The sequence below is a fragment of the Mycobacterium sp. genome (genome assembly GCF_965277065.1).
Lineage (GTDB): Bacteria > Actinomycetota > Actinomycetes > Mycobacteriales > Mycobacteriaceae > Mycobacterium.
On sequence record NZ_CBDIBT010000002.1, the window covers coordinates 26,856 to 45,429 of the forward strand.

The window sequence follows — 18,574 nt, forward strand, 5'->3', positions numbered from 1 at the left end:
TTTCAAAGATGTCCACCGACGGTCTGGCGAACCGCCGAAGGTCCCCCAGCTCCCCGGGCGAAAACCTGAGAGGAACGTAACAAACGGATGTGGGTTTGGGAATCATTTGACTGAGAAATTTTCAGGTTCAACCGTTCGTACTAACGTTTGGCACGCTCGCTTGGTCAGGCGCCACATGCAGGGCATATGGGGTCACGGCTTGCCGGGTAGGCGGCAGCACCGCGGTCGTATACGACCTGGCCGAGGACGGCGCCGCCGGTTCGGAAGCTGAGAAACAAGGATGTTCAGGCATGGCTAGCTGAGAATTCGGCGTCAAAAGACCGTCAGTTCGCCGGTGACCGCGGGGAAGTTAGGGCCAGGCCAAGCTAGCTGCGCCCGACCGCATTTCCGGCGCGCATAATCTCCTCGTCGAAGGCGCGAGTCTTAAGCGGCCCCATTTTTGTTCGGATGGGCGGTGCTCCGTTCGGGACAAATGACGGGCGTGTCGGCGGCAAATGCACGATGTGCACTTTTGGACTCCGGCGGCTGGCGGCACGACCGCAGCGGTCCGTCCTAAACTGCGAGGATGGCGTCAGGGTGGAGGACGTTCCAGCGACTAGCTGCGAATCTGGTGTTCGGCGAGGCGCCCAAGCTGATCCGTCAGCTGCAGCAGTCGCCGACCGTCCAGCGCAGCATCAAGATCGGCATCGACGCGATCATCGGCGCCGTGGCCGAACCGCCGGCCGAGATCACCGTTGGCCGGCCGGTGACCCGCAACAGCGCACCCACCGCGCATCGGGCCCGCAAGCTGGTCTATGCGCCCGACCTGGACGGTCGCGCCGACCCGGGCGAGGTGGTGTGGACCTGGGTGACGTACGAGGAAGATCCCACCCGCGGCAAAGACCGGCCGGTGCTGGTTGTCGGCCGTGACCACGCCACCCTGCTCGGCTTGATGTTATCCAGTCAGGAAAGGCACGCCGCCGAACGGGACTGGGTCGGAATCGGTAGCGGCAGCTGGGATTACGACGGCAGACCCAGTTGGGTGCGCCTAGACCGCGTGCTCGACGTCCCCGAAGAGAGCATCCGTCGCGAAGGCGCGATTCTAGAGCGCACCATCTTCGATCAGGTCGCCGCGCGATTGCGTCGCGACTACTCCTGGAGCTGAGCTACCCCTGGGTGATGTAGGACTGCAGCTGCTCGTGCTCGCTTTCCAGTTCCTGCATCCGCGTCTTCACCACGTCACCGATGCTGACGATGCCGATCAGCTTCCCGTCCTCGAGCACCGGCACATGGCGCACCCGGTTCTCGGTCATCAGAAGCGTGAGGCTGTCCACCGTGTCTTCCTTGGTGCATGTCGAGACCACCGACGTCATGATCTCCTCGACCGGTCGCGACAGCACCGACGCCCCGTGGGCGTGCAGCTGTCGCACCACGTCACGCTCGGAGACGATGCCGTTGACGCCGTCCGGCCCCGCCACGACCATGGCACCGATGTTGTGGTCGGCGAGCCCGGCAAGCAGCTCAGCGACCGTCGCGTCAGGCTTGATCGTCACCACCGCGCCACCTTTGCCGCGCAACACATCTGCTATTCGCATGGGGCCTCCCGCCGTGTGTGATCAGGTTCACATCCAGGCTACGGCGAGATCGGCGGGTGCGTGGCAGCTGCGCGAAATCGAGTCAACATCGAGGCCCACGACGACACTCGCCGCCTCCGGCTATCTAGGCAGCTAGCGGAGCCCTCCCCTGCCCATCGGTCGAACACGGTAATGACTCGGAGTCCGCAGCTCAGCCGGATTGAGCCCACGTCGCACAGCATCTTCAAGGACCGCGGCCACGGTACGTCCGGACCGCGCGGCGCCCCACCGATTTTCGAGTACGGCATCGACCTCAACTTGATCCCTGGTTCGGTAGTGGAAGAGCGCGACTTCGTCCTCGCACCAGGTCAGCTGGCGTGCCAGCTCCATCAGGACGAATCCCTCGAGGAGGGGCCCGAACTGACCAGTGGGCCGCAGGATGCTGCGGGCGTCCGCGCCGATCTGGTATGCCGCGATACCGGAGTCGACGAACGCGAGCTTGGGGGTTGTGGTTGCTCGGCTACTGATGTTTCGAGACCACGCCGGTACCCGCTTGACGAGAAAGACCTCTTCGAGCAGTGCGACATACTTCTTCACCGTCGTGGCGCCGAGTCCGAGTTCGTTGCCTAACGTGGCGACGGACAGCAGCTGCCCCGATCGAGCGGCCAGCATCTGGACCAATGCGCGCATCTCGGCTGTTCGCTCGATCTCCGACAATTGCTGCACATCGCGCGCGATGAGATCGCCGAGGTAGGAATTGAAAAAGCTGCGTCGTCGGCGGTCGTTGGTCCGTGCGACTGCCTCTGGAAAACCTCCACGAACAAGTCGCTCGGCGTACTCCGCTCGTGAAACCGTGGAGCTGTGGCGCAGTTGGTCTCCCTGGGTGAACACGGCGTCGATGAATCCGTCTGGGACCCTGTCGATCTCGCCCTGGGAGAAGGGCCAGAGCTCAACAGTCTCCATCCGGCCCACGAGAGTGTCAGGCAGGGAGCGCAAGCCGAGCACGCGCGCCGATCCCGTCAGCAGGAAGCGCCCAGGTGTCGGGTCTGAATCCACCTGCGCCTTGATCGACAGCAGCAGATCGGGTGCTCGTTGGACCGAACCAGAGTGCTCTTGCCGCTTTGCCGGGCACCGTTGACCAGCACCACTCGGGTGTCCTGCAGTGCCGCGTTCACCGCGGCCTCGGCGTAGCGTGTGGGTCTGCCGGTAAGTTGCGTGTGGATCTGCCGCCCTGACTCGCTGGCATTTAACGCCGGCGTCGATGTCGGCGGCGAGTTGCCGAAACAAACGCCAGTGGGGCTCGCCGGGACCTCGCACAGCATCTTCAAGGACCGCGGCCGCGCCACGTCCGGGCCGCGCGACCCCGTCTCACTTCTGTCCGTTGTCGTTTGATCTGGGGCATTGTCAAACGATGTGAGGTACGCCAGTCAATCCCATGGGTTGATCAACTGGTTGCCTGTTCCCTCGAAGTGACGAGTGTTGCGGGTCGCCACGGTCGCATGACGCGCCACTGCGATACCGGCGATTTGAACATCACGAATCTCCACCACTCGGCCGGCGCGCTGTCGGTTCGCTGCGATGCTCCCGGCAGCGAGGGCAGCCATCTGATCGAAGGATTGAACCCGACCGTTGAGGTCCTCTGCCAATAGCTGAGAAAAGACCTGGTCGAGCCGCTTGCGTCGCCGGCCGGGCACTAAAAGCTCTATGCCAGCACGGATTTCAAAGATCGTTATGGTTGTCGTCCAGATTGATTCTGCGGGCTGATTATCGAGCCATGCCACCACGACGGGATCAGGCGTGGCGCGCATCAGCGCGGAGAGCACGTTCGTATCCAGCAGGATCACGATTCGAACTGCGCCGGTTGCACGGATTGTCCGCGCAACTCCGGAATGTCGTCCGTCAGTCCAACCCGGTTGAAGCGGGACGCGATGCGGGAGCCGAGCCGCCGAGGCGGATCGTCGGCCGCCAGGACAGCGTTTCGTAGGATCTCGCGCACCTCCTCCTCAGTGCTGCGACCGTGTTGCCGGGCCAGGCGTTGCAGCTTGGTTTTAGTGTCGTCGTCGAGTTGCCGTACGAGTATCTGTGCCACAGAAATAAGATATCATGCTATCAGCTGTAACCCGCCTGGTTTCGCAGCTAAGCATCGCTCCTGCGATCAAGTTCCCCGCGGTTATGCCAAGCGGGTGATTTCGACGACCACGTCGAGATCTGTGGCGCCTTGCCCGTGATAGATGCCCTTGAGCGGTGAGACGTCGGAGTAGTCGCGGCCAACCCCGACGGTGATGTACTGCTCGTTGATCTCGGTGTCGTTGGTGGGATCGTGGTCCCACCAACTTCCGGTCCAGGCCTGGATCCAGGCATGGCTCTGCCCGTCAACCGTCTCTCCGATCGCTGCGTCGGCGTCGGGATGGTGGTATCCAGACACGTACCGCGCGGGAATTCCCATGCTGCGCAACACCATCAGCGACAGGTGAACGAAGTCCTGACAGACACCCTTGCCTTCACGCAGCGCGTCCGATCCCGACGTGTGCACGCCGGTGCTGCCCTTGACGTAGTCCAGTTCGCTGCGCACCCAGTCGGCGGCCGCGATCACGGCGTCTGCGGGTTCGTGCTCTTTGGCGATCCGCTTACCTACGGCCGCAACGCGTTTGCTCGCCGGCGTGTAATCCGTCGGACCCAGCAACTCGTCGTACCGATCGATCACGGCCTCCTGCTTGAGGTCAGACCAGGACACCTTCTCCGTCGTGGGATCGGGCCGATCCGTCTCGACTATCGACGCGGATGTCACGGTCAACTCGGTGTGCGGCGCGTGCAGGTCGAAGGCCGTCACCGCGGTTCCCCAGTAGTCGACGTACCGGTATGACCTTGTGGCCGGCAGGGTTTCGACGCGGTTGAGGACGACGTTCTGCCGCGAGTCTGATCGAGGGGTGAGCCGGGCTTCGTTGTAGGAGGCCGTTGCCGGCGACGGGTACGCGTATCCGGTCGCGTGGAGAACGCGATTGCGCCACATCAGTTTTTCTCCTGCCCCGCCAGCAACGGATCGCGATAACCGGCGTCGGACCAGGCAACCCAGGGCACAGCGTGAAAGTACTGCGCAGCCAAGGCTTCTCCGACCTCGAAGCAGGACTTCTGCAAGCCACTCAGGCGCATCTCCAGGGATTCGAGAAGGACTCCCGGCCGGACGAATTCCAGCTCGCTGCGCGCCCGCCCCAACAACCGCTGGGCCTCAGAAGTGGCGCCGATGCGACTGCCCCGACTGTGCAGCAGCTCGTCCAGGCTGTGCTCTGCCAGCTTCAGCGAGTAAAAGATCGACCGCGGGAAAAGGCGATCCAACAGGATGAACTCGACGACCCGATTCGCGTCCAGCACACCGCGATACGTGCGAAGGTAAGTGTCGTGCGCGCCGGCGGAGCGCAGCACGGTGACCCACGCCGGGGACACTGCGCTGTCGCCGACTCGCGACAGCAACATGCGCACCGTCATGTCCACCCGTTCGATCGCGCGGCCCAGCACCATGAAGCGGTACCCGTCGTCGCGGGACAGTGTCGAGTCGGCAAGCCCGGCGAACATCGCGGCGCGACCTTCGATGAACGATAGAAACTCGTGCGGCCCAAGCCGTTTGGCTGCGCGCTCGCGTTCTCCCAGCGCGTTGAAGGTGGTGTTGAGGCACTCCCAGGTCTCGGTGGATGTCACCTCGCGGGCCGACCTCGCGTTCTCGCGCGCGGCCGTGATGGCGTCGACGATCGACGAGCCGTCACCCGGGGCGTTGTGACTGAAAGCCACCAGATCCGTCAACGACCAGACATCCAGCTCGGTGGTGTCAGGAGGCTCGATTCCCAACACCTGCAACAGCACTCGTGAGGTGTGGTCGGGGTCGACGCTGGAGTCCTCCAGTAGTTGGTGCACCGTGACGTCGAGGATGCGTGCCGTGTCGTCGGCGCGCTCGACGTAGCGGCCGATCCAGTACAGCGCCTCGGCATTGCGTGCCAGCATCAGCGAATCACCACCTGCTGTTGGAGTTGCTGCTGTTGACCCGGCTGCTGTTCCATGGCCTCCGGTTTCGACGCCGTCTGCCGCTGCTGCTGGAAGTGCTTCTGTTTCTGCGACTTTTCGCCGTCCGCTTCGCCGTTGGTCGACGCGGCCGCTTTGGGCAGCTTCTTCACCACCTCCGCGGCGCCCAGCTCGCGGTCGGCGCCCGACGTGCGCGACGCCAGCACCCAGGTGTCCTTGGACCCGCCACCCTGGCTCGAGTTGACCACCCGCGATCCTTCGACCAGCGCCACCCGGGTCAGCCCGCCCGGCAACACGAACACGTCGTCGCCGTCGTTGACCGCGAACGGCCGCAGGTCGACGTAGCGGGGTGTGAGCACGTCGCCGACCTGTGTCGGCACCGTCGACAGCTGCATCATCGGCTGGGCGATCCAGCCTCGCGGGTCGTCGCGAATGCTCTTGCTGATCGCGTTGAGTTCCTTGGTGGACGCTTCCGGGCCGAAGACGATGCCGTAGCCACCCGAGCCCTCGACGGGTTTGATCACCAACTCATCGACCCGGTCGAGCACCTCTTCGCGCTCGTCGTCCAGCCAGCAGCGATAGGTGTCGACGTTGGCGATCATGGGCTTCTCGCCGAGGTAGTACTCGATGATCGTCGGCATATAGGTGTAGACGAGTTTGTCGTCACCCACCCCGTTGCCGATCGCGCTGGAGATCACCACGTTGCCCGCCCGGGCCGCGTTGAGCAGACCCGCAACGCCGAGCACCGAGTCGGGGCGGAAGTGCATCGGGTCCAGATAGATGTCGTCGATGCGCCGGTAGATGACGTCGACTTGCACCTCGCCCTCGGTGGTCCGCATGTAGACCTGGTTGTCGCGGCAGAACAGGTCGCGGCCTTCGACGAGCTCGACGCCCATCTGACGGGCCAGCAGCGAGTGCTCGAAATACGCCGAGTTGTAGACGCCGGGGGTCAACACCACCACGGTCGGATCGGCCTCGTTGGTGGCCGCGGACTTTCGCAGCGCCCGCAACAGGTGGGCCGCGTAGTCGTCGACGGCGCGCACCCGGTGGCTGGCGAACAGGTTCGGGAAGACCCGCGCCATCGTCCGCCGGTTCTCCATCACGTAGGACACTCCCGACGGTGATCGAAGGTTGTCCTCGAGCACCCGCCAGGTGCCCTTCTCGTCCTTGATCATGTCGATGCCGGCGACGTGGATGCGTACGCCGTTGGGCGGGACGATCCCAACGGCTTGGCGGTGGAAGTGCTCGCAGGAGGTGATCAGCCGGCGCGGGATGACGCCGTCGCGCAGGATTTCCTGGTCGCCGTAGATGTCGTCGAGGTACGCCTCGAGGGCCCTCACACGCTGGGTGATGCCGCGCTCCAGCCGCGTCCATTCAGCGGCCGAGATGACGCGCGGGACCTGGTCCAGCGGGAACGGCCGCTCCTGACCGGACAGCGAGAATGTGATGCCCTGGTCGACAAACGCACGGGCTAGCGCCTCAGCGCGGTCGTCGAGGTCCCCGGCATCCGACGGCGCCAGTGCTTTGTAGATGCCCTTGTACGGTCCGCGGACATTGCCCTGTGCGTCGAACATCTCGTCGAACGCTTCCAGATAGCACCCAGTGGCTGTGTTATAGCCGTCGAAGATGGCCTCGTAGGGCGGCGGCGACTGCGGCTTGCTGCGCTGTTGACGTCTGGTTTCTCCAGGCAAAGTTCGTAGGGCCACTGTGCCATGCTGCATCAAATCGTTATGCTCCGCAGGTCCGGGGTCTTCGCTTTGGTTGAAGGCATCGGGGACTGATACCCTGGGCAGTCGTCGCTTAAGCGGTGAACCGCTGGAGCAAACCGTGACACCACAAGCCATTCAGATTTACGAAGGAATTACGCGTGGCCAACATCAAGTCGCAGCAAAAGCGCAACCGCACCAACGAGCGTGCGCGGCTGCGCAACAAGTCGGTGAAGTCGTCGCTTCGCACGGCTGTCCGCCACTTCCGTGAAGCCGCCGAGGCCGGCGAGCAGGACAAGGCCGCCGAACTACTCGTCTCGACCAGCCGTCAGCTGGACAAGGCCGCCAGCAAGGGCGTCATCCACAAGAACCAGGCCGCCAACAAGAAGTCGGCGCTCGCCCACGCACTGCACAAGCTGAGCAGCTAATCAGCCACTAACTCGGCGACCTTCCGTACCGCAGATTCCAGGGCGTAGTCCGCATCCGCGGCTGCGCCCTTGACGTCGGCGTTCAGCGCCGCCACCAACCTCATCGCCGTCGCGACCGCGTCGCGTGACCAGCGCCGGGCCTGCTTCTGCGCTTTCTGCACCCGCCAGGGCGGCATTCCCAACTCTGAGGCCAGCCGGTAGGGATCACCCGACAGCGACCCGACCCGCCCGATGCTGTGCACGGCCTCGGCCAGCGCGTCGGCCAACACCACATGCGGCTCGCCGCGCATCATGGCCCAGCGCAGCGCCTCGACCGCACCCTCGACATCGCCCACTACCGCCTTGTCGGCGATGTCGAACCCTTTCACCTCGGCCTTGCCGTGGTGATAGCGCCGGACCGCCGCGACGTCGACGTGCCCGCCGGTGTCGGCGACCAATTGTGAACAGGCCGAAGCTAATTCGCGCACATCAGAGCCGACCGCATCGAGGAGCACGCTGAGCGTGTCGTCGTCGACTTTGACCTTCAGCGCACGGAATTCCTTGCGCACGAAGTCGAACCGTTCGCCGGCCTTGGTGATCCGCGCGCAGGGATGCACCTGCGCGCCCAGCGCTTGCAGTTGATTGGCTAATGCTTTGGCGCGCCCACCCCCGGAGTGCACGACGACCAGTTCCGTGCCGGCCGGCACGTCCGCGGCGGCTTTGGCGATCAGCTCGGCCGCTTCTTTGCCGGCCTCGCCGGCAGATTCCAGGACCAGGACGCGCTCGTCGGCGAACAACGACGGGCTCAGCAGTTCGGCCAGTTCATACACCCCGACATCGCCAGCTCGTACCTGGTCGACCGGAACGTCGTCAGTGCCGGCGCGCTTGCGGGCCGACCGCAACACGTCCGCGATGGCACGCTCGACCAGCAGTGCTTCATCTCCTAGGACGAGATGCACTGCCGAATCCTGCTGGCTCACCGGTAGATCGTGTCATGTTCGGCCGACAGGTCCACCGGCCCCCGCCAGCAGACCGGACAGCGACCACGCCAGCAACGCGCACGCCGCCAGCGCCAGGCCGGCCCGGAACCACCGCCATCGCCACAGCAGCACGGCCAGCAATCCCCCGGCGCCGACGATCACGACACCGGATAGCCCCGGGGGCACCGGGACGCTGGCGCCAGGCACGCTTGCCGCCCAGTGCGCGATCCGCAACAGCCACCACAGTTCCGGGCCGGTGAACCGGATCAGCAGCTGCGCCCCGGCCGGCCAGCACGGGCAGAGCGCCGCCGCCGCACTACCCAGCACGGTGATCGGGGCGATCAACGCCGCGACCGCCAGGTTGGCCGCCGCGGAGACCACACTGAGCCGCCCGGAGATACCGGCGATCAGCGGCGCCGTCACCAGCTGCGCCGCGCACGCCACGCACACGGCGTCGGCGAATGGCTTGGGCCAGCCCGCCGCCACCAGACGTCGCGACCAAATCGGCGCGATGATCACCAACGCCGCGGTCGCCAGCACCGATAACGCCAGCCCGATGTCCACGGCCAAGTGCGGCGCGATGACCATCAACAGCAGCACGGTGGCCGCAAGCGCCGGAATCGCTTGCCGGCGCCGCGAGGACAGCACACCCACCAAGGCGATGGCGCCCATCACAGCTGCGCGCAGCACGCTGGCCGAGGGCTGGACCACGATGACGAACAGCGCCAGCGCGACGCCGGCCAGCGCGACCGCGGCCCGCGGGCCGATCAGCCGTGCCGAAAACAGCACCGCGCCGCAGACGATCGTGACGTTGGCCCCCGACACCGCGGTCAGATGCGTCAAACCCGCCGTGCGGAATTCTTGGCCGGTGACCGGCGTGACGGTCGACATGTCGCCGAGCACCAGCGCCGGCAGCATGGCCGCCTGATCGGCGGGCAGTACGCGACGAGCCGCGTCAGCGAACCCGGCCCGAACCGCGTACGCGGCGCGGTTCAGCGGCCCGGCGCGGCCCATCGTCGGCGCACCGATCGCGGTGATGACGGCCACGCTCAAATCTCGGCGCGTGGGCGCGCTGATCCGCGCGCGGAAACGCATCGGCTGGCCGACCATCACCGCGCCGAAGTCGCGCACCGGCGCGAAAACCACGACGCGGCCGTCAGTTTCGCTGCCTCCGAGCCGACGCAGCGTGGCGCGGAACAGCAGCCGACTGTGACCGACCGACACCGCGCTTTCGGTCGGCGTGACGGCCACCTCGACAGTGGTACCGAACGCCGCGGTGATCGGGTGGTGCGCGACTGCGTTGGCGCGCAACGCGATCGCGAATCCGAAGCCGGCGCCGACGATGCCCGCAGCGATCAGGCCGACGCCGATCGCCCGGGCCCGGGGACGCCGGGGCCCGAAGCGCCACAGCAGCGCGCCGGAGGCGCTCGCGAGCAGCCAGATCCAACCGATCACCGTGCCGATCGGCCAGACGATTCCGGCGGCGGTCACGATCCAACTCGTCAGGGCCGCCGGCACCAGGCGTGCATCCAACCGCGATGCACTGGGATCGGCGGTGGATGGTTGCGGCACCGGCCTCAGACACGGACCAGCGGGCGCAGCTTCTCCAGCCGCCCGGGGCCGATGCCGTCGACCTCGCCCAGTTGGTCGACGCTGGTGAACTTTCCGTTGGCCTGCCGCCAGGCCACGATCGCCGCGGCCATCACCGGCCCGACCCCGGGCAGGGTGTCGAGCTGCTGCACGGTCGCGGTGTTCAGGTTGATCGTCTGCGCCGGACCGCCCTTGGCCGGGCGGGAAGGCGAACCGGTCGGCGCGGCGGTAGTCGATCCAGGGCTCACCGAACTCCCCAACACTGCGGGCTGTCCTTTCACCGGGGCCAACCCGACCACGATTTGCTCACCGTCGTCGACCTGGCGAGCCATGTTGAGCCCGATGGTGTCCGCGCCGTCCGTGGTGCCCCCCGCCGCTTTGAGTGCGTCGGCAATGCGCGACCCCGGCGGCAGCGTGACCAGCCCCGGGCTGTGTACCAGGCCCACGACGCTGACCACCACCGGCTGGTTGGGGTGCGCGGCAGGGCCTGGAGTGTGGCTCGCGGTGGCCGCCATGTCAACGGGCGGCAACTTCGCCGACGCCACCGGTGCGGGCTGTTCGCGCATCAGCGTGAAGATGGTGACCAGCACGGCGATCGCCGCGACCGCGGCCAACGCGATAGCCCCGGCGCGCCCGGGGTCGGCGCGCACCTTGGCCAGCCAGCCGTCGTCGTGCATCGAATCGTCCGGAAGCCAGCGCGGAAGAAGCGAATTGGGATCGGTATCGGCATCGTCGCTGTCGTCGGCGTCTGAGTCGGTTTGCCCGGCCGCACTCGGCTGAGCACCGAGTCGCCGGCGCAATCGCTCGGCGGGCAGTTCTGTTCGCATGTGCCGACCGTAGGGCCGCCCACCGCGCCGGCGGCGCTGTCGCGGTGCTCCGCACGTGCCTGCTGTGGATGAGCCGGCGACTGTGCATGAACGATTCAGCGACGAGCCGCCTGACTGGTTGGTTGGGCAGCCGGATAACGTGCAACACAGGACCGTCTGATCCAACCAAGGAGACTGCCGTGCAATTGGCGCTCACAGAGGACGAAGCCGCCTTCCGCGACGAGCTACGCACCTTTTATACGACGAAGATCCCCGCGGAGATCCGCGAGCGGACCCGCTCGGGCGAAGGCCTGGACCGCGACGACCTCGCGACCAGCCACAAGATTCTCAACGAACACGGCCTCGCGGTGCCTAGCTGGCCCGTCGAGTGGGGCGGCAAGGACTGGACACCGGCCCAGCATCAGATCTGGCTGGACGAGATGCAGCTGGCCTCGGTGCCCGAGCCGCTGAACTTCAACGCCAAGATGGTCGGCCCGGTGATCGCCGAGTTCGGCTCGCAGGCGATCAAGGAACGCTTCCTCCCGCCGACGGCCGCCCTGGACATCTGGTGGTGCCAAGGGTTCTCCGAACCGGAAGCGGGTTCGGACCTGGCCTCGCTGCGCACCACCGCGCTGCGCGACGGCGACAGCTACGTCGTCAACGGGCAGAAGACGTGGACCACGCTCGGCCAGTACGCCGACTGGATTTTCTGCCTGGTCCGCACCGACCCGCAGGCGCCCAAGAAGCAGGCTGGTATCTCGTTCCTGCTCATCGATCTGGACACCCCGGGCATCACGATGCGCCCGATCAAGTTGATCGACGGCAGCGTCGAGGTCAACGAAGTCTTCTTCGAAGACGTCCGGGTGCCCGCTGATCAGCTTGTCGGAGAAGAGAATCAGGGTTGGAGTTACGCCAAGTTCCTGCTGGGCAATGAGCGCACCGGCATTGCTCAGGTGGGCCGCACCAAGGTCAAGCTGGCCGATGTGAAAAAGCGTGCCGCCGAGAGCGGCCTGCTCGACGATCCGCTGTTCGCAGCCCGGGTCGCTGAAGCCGAAAACGACCTGCTCGCACTGGAACTCACCCAAATGAGGGTCGCATCCGGCTCTAAAGGCGGCAAGCCCAACCCGGCATCGTCGGTGCTCAAACTGCGCGGCAGCCAGCTGCAGCAGATCGCCACGGAACTGCTCGTGGAGGTCGCCGGGCCGGATTCGTTGCCGTTCGAAGCCGGTAATGACATCGCGTCCCCGTCCTGGGCGCAGGGCAGCGCGCCGCACTATCTGAACTACCGCAAGACGTCGATCTACGGCGGCAGCAATGAGGTACAGCGCACCATCATCGCGTCGACCATTCTCGGCTTGTAAGACAGGAATTGACATGGACTTTCAACTGAGCGAAGAACAGACGCTGCTCCGCGACACCACCCGCGACCTGCTGTCGCGGAGCTACGACGCCGAAAGCCGCATCAAGGCCGTCGACTCCGAGTTGGGCTGGAGCCGCGAGGTGTGGACGCAACTTGCCGAAACCGGAATTCTCGGACTGGGATTCGACCCCGAAGAGGCCGGGCAGCTCGAGGTGATCACCGTGCTCACCGAGGTCGGTCGCCGGCTGGCACCCGAACCCATCGTGCATGCCGCGTTGGGACCCGGCGCGATCATCGCCGAGGTCGGCAACGACGCCCAGAAAGAACTGCTGGCCGAGGTCGCCGAAGGTCAGCGGTTGCTGGCGTTCGCACACCTGGAGCCTGGCGCTCGCGGGGCAGCCATCGAAGCCGTCGCGACAACGGCGGTGCAGCAAGGTGATTCGTGGGTCCTGACCGGACACAAGAACCCGGTGCTGGCCGGCGACTCGGCCGACACCCTGGTCGTCAGCGCGAAGCTGCCCGACGGCGGAGTCGGACTGTTCCTGGTCGATGGCGAGGCGGTCAGCCGCCACCCGTACCGCACGTTCGACGGACAGCGCGGCGCGCAGATCGACCTGGACAACGCCCCCGGCGAACCACTCGGCGACGCGGTGGACGCCTCGACCGCGATCCGTAACGGCATCGTTCGGATCCAGTCCGCATTGGCCGCCGAGGCGGTTGGCGCAATGGAAGAAGCCCTGCGCCTGACTACCGACTACCTCAAGCAGCGCAAGCAGTTCGGCGTCACTCTGAACACCTTCCAGACGCTGACGCAGCGCTCCGCCGATATGTATGTCTCGCTGGAGTTGGCTCGCAGCATGAACCTCTACGCTGGGCTCTCGGTTGCCGACGGCAACTACGACCCGGTCATCGCGGCGCGCGCCAAGCTGCAGATCGGACGATCCGGCCGTCACATCGCCCAAGAGGCGATCCAGTTGCACGGCGGCATCGGAATGACCAACGAATACCCGGTCGGCCATTACGCGTCCCGGCTGACTGCGATCGACAACACCCTGGGCTCCGCGCAAGACCAGCTGCACGTGCTGATCGATCAGGTCAACGACTACGAGGTCGTCACGCTCTAGGGCGAGTCAGATGACCGAATCCGCCGACCGTCCGTTACGCGTGATCCAGTGGACCACCGGCAATATCGGCCGGCGCTCGCTCCACGCCATCATCGGCAGGCCGGACCTGGAACTGGTCGGTGTCTACGCGCACGGCCAGGACAAGGTCGGGGTGGATGCGGCGGATCTGTCCGGCTGGCCCGAGCCGACGGGGGTGCTGGCCACCAACGACATCGACGCACTACTGGCCCTCGAGCCTGATGCGTGCTGCTACAACCCGCTGTGGCCCAGCGTCGACGAGTTGGTCCGGCTGCTTGCGTCCGGCGTCAACGTCTGCACCAGCGCAGCCTGGATCACCGGCGGCAAGCAGACGCCGCAAGACCGGCGGCGCATCCTCGATGCCTGCGAGCGGGGCAAGTCGACGATCTTCGGCAGCGGTGCGCATCCGGGGATGACGAACCTGGTGGCGATGGCGCTCAGCGGGTCGTGCGAACGCGTCGACGAGATCCGCATCACCGAATCCGTGGACTGCTCGACCTATGAGTCGGCGGAGACGCAGATCGCGATGGGATTTTCGCAAGACCCCGAGACGCCGGGACTGGCCGAGAACGTGCGGCGCGAGAGCGAAGTCTTCGCCGAATCGGCCGCGATGATGGCCGACGCGATCGGCGCCCACCTGGACAAGCTGACCTTCGACGTCACGTTCACCGCGGCCACCGCCGACTCCGACCTGGGCTTTATGCAGATTCCGGCCGGCACCGTCGGCAGTGTCTTCGGTTACCACCGCGGCTGGGTGGGCGATCGCAATGTGGTCAGCGTCGGATTCAACTGGACGATGGGCAATTACGTCACGCCGCCGAAGCCACTCGAGCACGGCCACGTCATTCAGGTATTCGGTGTGCCCAACATGCGCACGGTGGTGCACTGCCTGCCGCCCAAGGGCTGGACCGAGCCGGGGTTCATGGGCTTGGGGATGATCTACACCGCGATGCCGGTGACCAACGCGGTGCCCGCCGTGGTCGCGGCCAGGCCCGGCATCGTCACACTGGCCGACCTGCCGCCGGTCACCGGGCGCGCATCCCACTGATTCGCCGAAGGCGAAGGATTGTTGGCCCTATCAGAACGCAGCCGTGCTCTATCGTCTAGCATCGTTAGCCGAGCAAAGGTTCTGATCGGCATCGCATCGATGCCCGGCTCAGGCCAGCTCTTTCGGCGAAGCTGCCCCGGATGGGTCCGTTCTCGACTGCGGAAAGCATCCGTGGCGTGACGCGTTCGCGGGCAATATTGCGGACGGGCGGCGGGAGGAGACCGAGTGAGGGCGATGTCGATCAGCGGTGTGCTCAAACGTGCCTGGATACCATTGTTGCTCATTGTCGTGCTGTCGGTTTCCGCGCTCGTCGTGACGCGGTTGCACAAGGTGTTCGCCTCGCAGGACCTCAATGCGAATTCAGGAGCCGGAATCAAGATCGTGCAGTTCAACCCGAAAGTCGTGAAATACGAGATTTTCGGCGCGCCCGGTAGCACCGCCAACATCAACTACTGGGACGCCGACGCGAACACCCATCAGATCAACGATGCGCCGCTGCCCTGGTCCTACACGGTGTCGACGACGCTGCCCACAGTGAGCGCCAACATCATGGCGCAGACCGACGGCGGATTCATCGGTTGCCGCATCACCGTCGACGGCGAGCTGCGCGAGCACCAGAGTTCCGACGGGCACAACGCCCAGACTTTCTGCCTGGTGAAGTCCGCATGAGTAACCACGAAGCCAGCACTCAGACACCCGAAGCCAAGCCGCACCGCGCGTTCATCCCACACGTCATCCGCATCTTTGCGATCCCGATCATCATCGGCTGGGTCGCCCTGACCGTCATCGTCAACGTCGCGGTCCCAACGCTGGAAGTCGTCGGTGAGGCGCATTCGGCGCCGATGGCTCCGCTGGACGCACCGTCGATGAAGGCGATGATGCGGGTGGGACACGACTTCGGAGAGTTCGACTCCAACAGCACGGTGATGTTCGTGGTGGAAAGCCAGCAGCCACTCGGCGAGGCCGCACACCGCTACTACGACGACATCGTGCGCAAACTGCGCAAGGACACCAAGCATATCGAGCACATCCAGGACTTCTGGGGCGACCGGTTCACCGCGGCGGGCGCCCAGAGCGCCGACGCCAGGGCCGCCTACGTGCAGGCCAATATCGCCGGTAACCAGGGCACCACCCAAGCCAATAACTCCGTCGAGGCCGTCCGCAAGGTCGTCGACGAAGAAAAGGCGCCACCCGGAGTGAAGGGCTACGTCACCGGCCCCGCAGCGTTGTCTAACGACACACACGTGATCGGCAACGGCAGTCTGGCGAAAATCACACTGTTCACCCTGGGTGCGATCGCGATCATGCTGCTTTTGGTTTACCGCTCGATCGTCACGACGCTGATCCAGCTCTTCATGACGTTTGTCGCGCTGGCCTGTGCCCGAGGCATCGTCGCAGTTCTTGGTTACAACAACGCATTTGGGCTCACCACGTTCGCGGCAAACATCCTGACGATGCTCGCGATCGCGGCCGGCACGGACTACGGGATCTTCCTCATCGGGCGTTACCAGGAAGCGCGCCGAGCCGGCGAAGACCGGGAGACTGCGTACTACACGACATATCGCGGAGTAGCTCCCGTCGTGCTGGGGTCGGGTCTGACGATCGCCGGCGCGACGTACTGCCTGAGCTTTGCGCGGCTGCCCTGGTTCAACACCATGGGCGCACCGGTGGCTATCGGGATGATCGTCGTGGTGCTGGCCGGCCTGACGCTGGGACCCGCCGTGGTTTTCCTGGGCAGCCGCTTCGGTCTCTTCGAAAAGAAGGGCCAGGGCCGCGGACGATTGTGGCGGCGGGTGGGCACCGCCGTCGTGCGTTGGCCCGCACCAATTTTCGCGGTGAGCGCCGCGGTCGTGCTGGTGGGTATGGTCGCGTTGCCCGGGTATAAGACGAGCTACAACGACCGCCACTACCTACCCGAAACTGCGCCGTCCAACATCGGGTATGCCGCGGCCGATCGGCACTTCTCCGAAGCCCGGATGAACCCGGACTTGCTGATGATCGAGGCCGACCACGATATGCGCAATACCGCCGACATGCTGGTGCTGGACAAGGTCGCCAAGAACGAGATCCGCACCGTCGGCATCTCGATGGTCCAGGACATCACCCGGCCGTTGGGAATTCCGATCCAGCACAGCTCAATTCCTTTCCAGAATAGCATTCAGAGCCAGACGACCATCCAGAATATGGGCTTTCTCAAAGACAGAATGAAAGACCTTCTGACGATGGCCGACCAGATGCAGATCATGATCGACGTGACGGAACGCCAGGCGAAGGTCACCCATGACCTGGCCACCGCCGCCCTCGACAGCGCGAAAACCACGCAGGAAACCTCCGAAATCACCGACACCCTGCGTGACCACATCGCGGATTTCGAGGACTTCTACCGGCCGATCCGCAGCTACTTCTACTTTGAGAAGCACTGCTACGACATACCGGTCTGTTTCTCGTTTCGGTCGTTGTTCGACTCGGTCGACGGTTTCGACCAACTCGCCGAGAAGTTCCACGAGCTCTCCGGCGACATCGCCCGCACCGCGGCGGCGTCCCACGAGTTGGAGCAGTTGATCCCGATCATGCTCAACACGTTGAAGACGACGCATGGTCTCACGCTGACCATGTACCAGACATTCCACGCCATGATCGACCAGATGGAGGCGATGAGTAACACCGCCATCGTCCAAGGGCAAAGCTTCGACAAGTCGCAGAATGACGACTTCTTCTACCTGCCGCCCGAGGCGTTCGCTAACCCGGAATTCATTCGCGGTGTGAAGATGTTCTTCTCCCCCGACGGAAAGTCGGTGCGGTTCTTCATCACTCACCAAGGTGACCCGATGACACCTGAGGGCATCGACCGGGTGGGCGCGGAGCGAACCGCTGCTCAGGAGGGAATCAAGCAGTCCTCGCTGTCGGACGCCAAAGTGTATCTCGGCGGAACCGCAGCGACCTTCCGGGACATGGCCGACGGTGCGAAGTACGACCTGATGATCGCCGTGGTGTCGGCGTTGACGCTGATCTTCATGATCATGCTGCTGCTCACCCGCAGCGTGGTGGCGGCGCTGGTGATCGTCGGGACGGCGAGCAGTTCGATCGCCGCGTCGTTCGGTCTGTCGGTGTTGATCTGGCAGGACCTGTTCGGCATCCATCTCCACTGGATCGTGTTGGCGCTGTCGGTCATCATCCTGTTGGCCGTCGGCTCCGACTACAACCTGCTGCTGGTGTCCCGGTTCCGAGAAGAGATACACGCCGGTCTCAAAACCGGGTACATCCGGTCGATGGCCGGCACCGGCGCGGTGGTGACCTCGGCAGGTCTGGTGTTCGCCTTCACGATGGCGGCCATGCTGGGCAGCGAGCTGACGGTGCTGGGCCAGTTCGGCTCGACGGTTTGCATCGGTCTGTTACTCGACACTTTGATCGTGCGAACGCTGTTCATGCCGTCGCTGGCGACGCTGCTGGGCCGCTGGTTCTGGTGGCCGCAGGTTGTCCATCCCCGCGGCGACCACGCCAAGCCGAAGCCGCCGGCGGCCGTCACCGAGGACGCCAACACCGCGCCGCTGGCCGTGCACAAGTCGTGACGAGCTAGTCGTCCACTTCCACGCAGACGCCGAGCGCGCCGGCGCCGACATGTAACGCCAGCACCGGGCCCAGCCCGGTGACGATCGCCGGCTCGCAGCCGGGCAACCGCTCGGCGAGCGCGCCGGCCAGGTTCTGCGCACCGTCGGGGTTGGCGACATGATGGACCGCGATCGAGGCGCGCCGCTCTCCGACGATCTCGCATACCCGGTCGATCATCGTCGCGACTGCCTTGTTGGCCGTCCGAACCCGTTGCGCGAGAACCAGTTTGCCGCCATCGATGCGCAGTAGCGGCTTCAGCGACAGCTTGGTGCCCAACCACGCCCCCGCGCCGCCGATGCGTCCGCTGCGGCGCAGATTGTCGAGGTGATGCACGACGATGAACCCGTGGTTGCGGTCGGTCG

General features: G+C 65.2%; 18 protein-coding genes. 7 read left to right on the plus strand and 11 right to left on the minus strand.

What is annotated here, in order from left to right:
• Nucleotides 1-565 precede the first annotated feature (565 nt).
• Nucleotides 566-1,144, plus strand: a complete 579-nt coding sequence (locus ACQY5A_RS00195; protein ID WP_428338341.1) for a type II toxin-antitoxin system PemK/MazF family toxin — start codon at nt 566-568, stop codon at nt 1,142-1,144.
• A gap of 1 nt (nt 1,145) precedes the next feature.
• Here the strand turns inward: ACQY5A_RS00195 and ACQY5A_RS00200 are convergent, their stop codons facing one another.
• The 7 genes from ACQY5A_RS00200 to ACQY5A_RS00230 all read right to left on the minus strand — a co-directional run bounded on the left by ACQY5A_RS00200 (nt 1,146) and on the right by ACQY5A_RS00230 (nt 7,138).
• A complete protein-coding gene (locus ACQY5A_RS00200) occupies nt 1,146-1,574 on the minus strand; it encodes a CBS domain-containing protein (protein WP_428338342.1) in 429 nt (142 codons plus the stop codon).
• Nucleotides 1,575-1,706: 132 nt separating this feature from the next.
• Nucleotides 1,707-2,870 (minus strand): ATP-binding protein, encoded by a 1,164-nt coding sequence (locus tag ACQY5A_RS00205; protein ID WP_428338343.1) that lies wholly within the window; start codon nt 2,868-2,870, stop codon nt 1,707-1,709.
• 110 nt (nt 2,871-2,980) lie between these two features.
• On the minus strand, nt 2,981-3,397 hold the full coding sequence (locus tag ACQY5A_RS00210; protein WP_428338344.1) for a type II toxin-antitoxin system VapC family toxin: 417 nt from the start codon (nt 3,395-3,397) through the stop codon (nt 2,981-2,983).
• Complete coding sequence (locus ACQY5A_RS00215; protein ID WP_428338345.1) at nt 3,394-3,642, minus strand: FitA-like ribbon-helix-helix domain-containing protein; 249 nt, start codon at nt 3,640-3,642, stop codon at nt 3,394-3,396. The genes ACQY5A_RS00210 and ACQY5A_RS00215 overlap by 4 nt, the downstream gene beginning before the upstream one ends.
• A gap of 81 nt (nt 3,643-3,723) precedes the next feature.
• On the minus strand, nt 3,724-4,563 hold the full coding sequence (locus tag ACQY5A_RS00220) for a transglutaminase family protein (RefSeq protein ID WP_428338346.1): 840 nt from the start codon (nt 4,561-4,563) through the stop codon (nt 3,724-3,726).
• Nucleotides 4,563-5,546 carry an alpha-E domain-containing protein gene (locus ACQY5A_RS00225; protein WP_428338347.1) on the minus strand — a complete coding sequence of 328 codons (984 nt, stop codon included), beginning with the start codon at nt 5,544-5,546 and terminating at the stop codon, nt 4,563-4,565. Before ACQY5A_RS00225 ends, ACQY5A_RS00220 begins: the two co-directional genes overlap by 1 nt.
• Nucleotides 5,546-7,138: a circularly permuted type 2 ATP-grasp protein gene (locus ACQY5A_RS00230; RefSeq protein WP_428338360.1), complete on the minus strand. Its 1,593-nt coding sequence runs from the start codon at nt 7,136-7,138 to the stop codon at nt 5,546-5,548. The genes ACQY5A_RS00225 and ACQY5A_RS00230 overlap by 1 nt, the downstream gene beginning before the upstream one ends.
• Nucleotides 7,139-7,431: 293 nt before the next feature.
• Between ACQY5A_RS00230 and rpsT the strand changes: the two genes are divergently transcribed.
• Nucleotides 7,432-7,698 carry a 30S ribosomal protein S20 gene (gene rpsT, locus ACQY5A_RS00235; protein WP_428338348.1) on the plus strand — a complete coding sequence of 89 codons (267 nt, stop codon included), beginning with the start codon at nt 7,432-7,434 and terminating at the stop codon, nt 7,696-7,698.
• Here rpsT and holA read toward each other — a convergent pair.
• From holA to ACQY5A_RS00250, 3 genes are read right to left on the minus strand one after another with little or no spacing between them, the layout of a single operon-like run.
• Nucleotides 7,695-8,657: a DNA polymerase III subunit delta gene (holA, locus tag ACQY5A_RS00240; protein WP_428338349.1), complete on the minus strand. Its 963-nt coding sequence runs from the start codon at nt 8,655-8,657 to the stop codon at nt 7,695-7,697. The two genes, rpsT and holA, sit on opposite strands and share 4 nt — an antisense overlap.
• A gap of 12 nt (nt 8,658-8,669) precedes the next feature.
• Nucleotides 8,670-10,229: a ComEC/Rec2 family competence protein gene (locus tag ACQY5A_RS00245; protein WP_428338350.1), complete on the minus strand. Its 1,560-nt coding sequence runs from the start codon at nt 10,227-10,229 to the stop codon at nt 8,670-8,672.
• 5 nt (nt 10,230-10,234) lie between these two features.
• Nucleotides 10,235-11,074: a helix-hairpin-helix domain-containing protein gene (locus ACQY5A_RS00250; RefSeq protein ID WP_428338351.1), complete on the minus strand. Its 840-nt coding sequence runs from the start codon at nt 11,072-11,074 to the stop codon at nt 10,235-10,237.
• Nucleotides 11,075-11,253: 179 nt separating this feature from the next.
• Between ACQY5A_RS00250 and ACQY5A_RS00255 the strand changes: the two genes are divergently transcribed.
• The 5 genes from ACQY5A_RS00255 (at nt 11,254) to ACQY5A_RS00275 (ending at nt 18,172) form a co-directional block, all read left to right on the plus strand.
• Nucleotides 11,254-12,414: an acyl-CoA dehydrogenase family protein gene (locus ACQY5A_RS00255; RefSeq protein ID WP_428338352.1), complete on the plus strand. Its 1,161-nt coding sequence runs from the start codon at nt 11,254-11,256 to the stop codon at nt 12,412-12,414.
• 13 nt (nt 12,415-12,427) lie between these two features.
• Nucleotides 12,428-13,537: an acyl-CoA dehydrogenase family protein gene (locus tag ACQY5A_RS00260; RefSeq protein WP_428338353.1), complete on the plus strand. Its 1,110-nt coding sequence runs from the start codon at nt 12,428-12,430 to the stop codon at nt 13,535-13,537.
• A gap of 10 nt (nt 13,538-13,547) precedes the next feature.
• On the plus strand, nt 13,548-14,603 hold the full coding sequence (locus tag ACQY5A_RS00265; RefSeq protein WP_428338354.1) for an NAD(P)H-dependent amine dehydrogenase family protein: 1,056 nt from the start codon (nt 13,548-13,550) through the stop codon (nt 14,601-14,603).
• Nucleotides 14,604-14,837: 234 nt separating this feature from the next.
• Complete coding sequence (locus tag ACQY5A_RS00270) at nt 14,838-15,272, plus strand: MmpS family transport accessory protein (RefSeq protein ID WP_428338361.1); 435 nt, start codon at nt 14,838-14,840, stop codon at nt 15,270-15,272.
• Nucleotides 15,269-18,172, plus strand: coding sequence for an RND family transporter (locus tag ACQY5A_RS00275; protein WP_428338355.1), 2,904 nt, complete (start codon nt 15,269-15,271; stop codon nt 18,170-18,172). The genes ACQY5A_RS00270 and ACQY5A_RS00275 overlap by 4 nt, the downstream gene beginning before the upstream one ends.
• 4 nt (nt 18,173-18,176) lie before the next feature.
• Here the strand turns inward: ACQY5A_RS00275 and ACQY5A_RS00280 are convergent.
• Nucleotides 18,177-18,574: DegV family protein (locus ACQY5A_RS00280; RefSeq protein WP_428338356.1), on the minus strand; the 398-nt coding region annotated here is incomplete at its 5' end.

Excerpts from the sequence above, each read along its gene's own strand:
- ACQY5A_RS00195 (WP_428338341.1), top strand. The coding sequence starts at position 566 with ATGGCGTCAGGGTGGAGGACGTTCCAGCGACTAGCTGCGAATCTGGTG.
- ACQY5A_RS00200 (WP_428338342.1), bottom strand. The coding sequence starts at position 1,574 with ATGCGAATAGCAGATGTGTTGCGCGGCAAAGGTGGCGCGGTGGTGACG.
- ACQY5A_RS00220 (WP_428338346.1), bottom strand. The coding sequence starts at position 4,563 with ATGTGGCGCAATCGCGTTCTCCACGCGACCGGATACGCGTACCCGTCG.
- ACQY5A_RS00225 (WP_428338347.1), bottom strand. The coding sequence starts at position 5,546 with ATGCTGGCACGCAATGCCGAGGCGCTGTACTGGATCGGCCGCTACGTC.
- ACQY5A_RS00230 (WP_428338360.1), bottom strand. The coding sequence starts at position 7,138 with ATGTTCGACGCACAGGGCAATGTCCGCGGACCGTACAAGGGCATCTAC.
- ACQY5A_RS00250 (WP_428338351.1), bottom strand. The coding sequence starts at position 11,074 with ATGCGAACAGAACTGCCCGCCGAGCGATTGCGCCGGCGACTCGGTGCT.
- ACQY5A_RS00260 (WP_428338353.1), top strand. The coding sequence starts at position 12,428 with ATGGACTTTCAACTGAGCGAAGAACAGACGCTGCTCCGCGACACCACC.
- ACQY5A_RS00265 (WP_428338354.1), top strand. The coding sequence starts at position 13,548 with ATGACCGAATCCGCCGACCGTCCGTTACGCGTGATCCAGTGGACCACC.
- ACQY5A_RS00270 (WP_428338361.1), top strand. The coding sequence starts at position 14,838 with ATGTCGATCAGCGGTGTGCTCAAACGTGCCTGGATACCATTGTTGCTC.
- ACQY5A_RS00275 (WP_428338355.1), top strand. The coding sequence starts at position 15,269 with ATGAGTAACCACGAAGCCAGCACTCAGACACCCGAAGCCAAGCCGCAC.